Source organism: Hydrogenimonas sp. (genome assembly GCF_029933015.1).
Classification (GTDB): Bacteria; Campylobacterota; Campylobacteria; order Campylobacterales; family Hydrogenimonadaceae; genus Hydrogenimonas.
Genome location: NZ_JAOZOZ010000015.1, coordinates 19,492 through 22,058, shown reverse-complemented (window position 1 = coordinate 22,058; position 2,567 = coordinate 19,492). Strand labels below are relative to the sequence as shown.

The 2,567-nt window shown below is 54.4% G+C and carries 3 protein-coding genes and 1 other RNA gene; 1 reads left to right on the top strand and 3 read right to left on the bottom strand.

All coding sequences use genetic code 11. From position 1 onward, the window contains the following. Window positions 1–37 precede the first annotated feature (37 nt). The 3 genes from ssrA to Q1K23_RS02225 all read right to left on the bottom strand — a co-directional run bounded on the left by ssrA (window position 38) and on the right by Q1K23_RS02225 (window position 1,689). Window positions 38–411: a transfer-messenger RNA gene (gene ssrA, locus Q1K23_RS02235) on the bottom strand. Window positions 412–548: 137 nt separating this feature from the next. After that, entirely contained in the window at window positions 549–1,289 is a 741-nt protein-coding gene (gene trpA, locus Q1K23_RS02230) for a tryptophan synthase subunit alpha (RefSeq protein WP_300361844.1), read from the bottom strand. Window position 1,290: 1 nt separating this feature from the next. Further along, complete coding sequence (locus Q1K23_RS02225) at window positions 1,291–1,689, bottom strand: Hpt domain-containing protein (RefSeq protein ID WP_300361841.1); 399 nt, start codon at window positions 1,687–1,689, stop codon at window positions 1,291–1,293. Window positions 1,690–1,772: 83 nt separating this feature from the next. Here Q1K23_RS02225 and panB point away from each other — a divergent pair, with 83 nt between their 5' ends. Then, window positions 1,773–2,567, top strand: a complete 795-nt coding sequence (gene panB / locus Q1K23_RS02220) for a 3-methyl-2-oxobutanoate hydroxymethyltransferase (RefSeq protein WP_300361840.1) — start codon at window positions 1,773–1,775, stop codon at window positions 2,565–2,567.

The window sequence follows — 2,567 nt, the reverse complement described above, 5'->3', positions numbered from 1 at the left end:
TCATAAAGATGGACTTTGAAAGAGAGTTGGAAAAGACTGGTGGAGTTGAGGGGAATCGAACCCCTGTCCAGAAACAAGCAACTCCTGACGTCTACATGCTTAGACGACATTGCTATGTTTGACACAGCTTCGCGCAATGTCCAAAGCTACGCTGTGCGAGCCTCGAAGATTCGTCTGCAGGCGAGGCACCCTGCAGATATAGCCATAAAGGTGTGATACTCCCGAAATCCGCCTATATGGCGTCGGCGGAGGGAGCAGCCCTAAAGGTTAGTTGAACTTACGCAGCGTATGCGTAAGCAGGGCGGTAGTTTGTGTTGTTTGCGTTTATTGCATTGTGAACAGTGGTAACGGGATGTTCAACCCGACATGCAGTCAGGAATCACCTGCTCCTGTCGAAGCCAGGTCAACCCCATTTAAAAAACACGGCAACAGAGCAAAGCTCTTTATGCCTACGCTAACGCTGAGTTCGCTTCAGCAGCGGGCTCACGCGCAGCCAAACCGCGCTTCTTCAAAATAAAAGCGCATGGCAAACAACGTTTTCTTGCCTTCTACTCGTTGATCATCTCCTTGATCGAACGGGCAAGTGTAGATATCTTATCAATTTTTTCCGAATGTGTCAAGTTTTCTTTAAGCAAAATCTTGACGAAAGCGCTGCCGACAATGACGCCGTCGACACCTTTGGCCTTCTCCTTCGCCGTCTTTTCGTTGACACCGAAGCCTATGTATAGCGGTGTGTCGGTATGTTCGCGCACGGCGTCGATGATCGGCTCGAGCGATTCGCTCTTTTCGGCACCCGTGATTCCGGCATAGGCCACCATGTAGATGAACTTTTTCGCGTCTTTGACGATCTCGGCGATCCTCTCCCGCGAATCGGTCGGGGCGACGAACTCGATGAGCGCCACTCCCTTTTCGTCGAATTTCTCTTTGTAGGCGGCACCCTCTTCATGGGGCAGGTCGGGGATGATGAACCCGCTTACCCCGTACGCCACCGCCTTTTCGAGAAAGAAGTCGATGCCTTTGTGGTAGAAAGGATTGAAATATCCCATCCAGAGCGTATCGATCTCGGGAGCGATCCGTTCGCTCACTTCCAGCAGATCGGCCATTTTGAAACCGTTGCGCAGGGCGAAGAGGTTGGCCGCTTCGATGACGGGACCGTCGGCCACCGGATCGGAAAAGGGGATACCCAGCTCCAGCGAGTCGACACCGGCTTCCTTCAATGAAAGCGCCAGATCGGCGGTAAAGTTTTTGTCCGGATATCCGGTCGTGATATAGGCTACCAGCTTTTTCAATTCAGTCATTCTCCGGTATGTTCAAAATTTTTGGGTCGATACTCTCCAGCTCCCCGTCTTCGGAAAGCTCGAGATACCATGCGCGCATCTGGTCGCTGACAAGAAGCAGCCAGTCGATCACCTTTTCGTCGACCGCGTTTTCGTCGGCCCGGAGCCTCTCCATCATCTCCTCCGCCAGTTCGGCCAGCAGATGGATCCGCTCGAGTTTCAAAAAAGAGGCCGCGGACTTGATGTTGTGGAAAATCCGGAAAAGTTCGTTGATTTTATCGGATCGGACCGATGCGTTTTCCAGGGCGACGATGGAGGGCTCCATCATTTCTGTCATGATGTCGAAATGGTCGAGGAACTCGTCGACGATATCGTAGTCGAACTGCTGTTCCAACCGGGTCCGGATGCCCATGAGCGCCTCCCAAATATGCGCAATTATACCATTTTTACCGTTTTTTGGATAGAATCACTCTACTTTCGAAACGGGGGAGAGAGATGGCGAAAAAAGAGACGATCACATCTTTGCAGCAGGCGAAAGGGGAGCGGAAACTGGTCATGATCACCGCTTACGACGCCCTTTTCGCCTCGCTTTTTAAAGAGAGTGTCGACATGATCCTGGTCGGCGACAGCCTCAACATGAGCTTTCTTGGCGAACCCGACACCCTTTCGGCCACCCTCGATCAGATGATCTACCATACCCGGGCCGTCTGCAACGGCGCACCGGAGAGTTTCGTCATCTGCGACATGCCTTTCGGCACCATGAACACACCCGACGAGGCGCTGGCCAACTGCGTCGAAGTCTTCCGCCGCACCAGAGCGGACGCCGTGAAGATCGAAGGGGGTGCCGAACGGGCCGATCTGGTCCGCCACCTCACCCGAAACGCCATCCCCGTCATGGGCCATGTGGGCCTCAAACCCCAGTCTGTCCGTGCCGAAGGTGGCTACAAGGTCCAGGGACGGGACGAAAAGAGCATCGAGAGAGTCCTTCAGGACGCCGCCGCCATCGAAGAGGCGGGCGCCTTCGCCCTCGTCATCGAAGGGGTCACCCCCACGCTGGCGGCCCTCGTCACCCGCGAATGCGACATCCCCGTCATCGGCATCGGCGCGGGAAAGGAGACCGACGGCCAGGTTCTGGTATGGTCGGACATGCTGGGATTTTTCGAAGCTTTCAAACCCAGATTCGTCAAACACTACATGAACGGCGCCGTAGCGGTAAAAGAAGCGGTCGGAAAGTACGCCGAAGAGGTGAAAAACGGCCTTTTCCCGGCGGAGGAGCACTGCTACAAATGA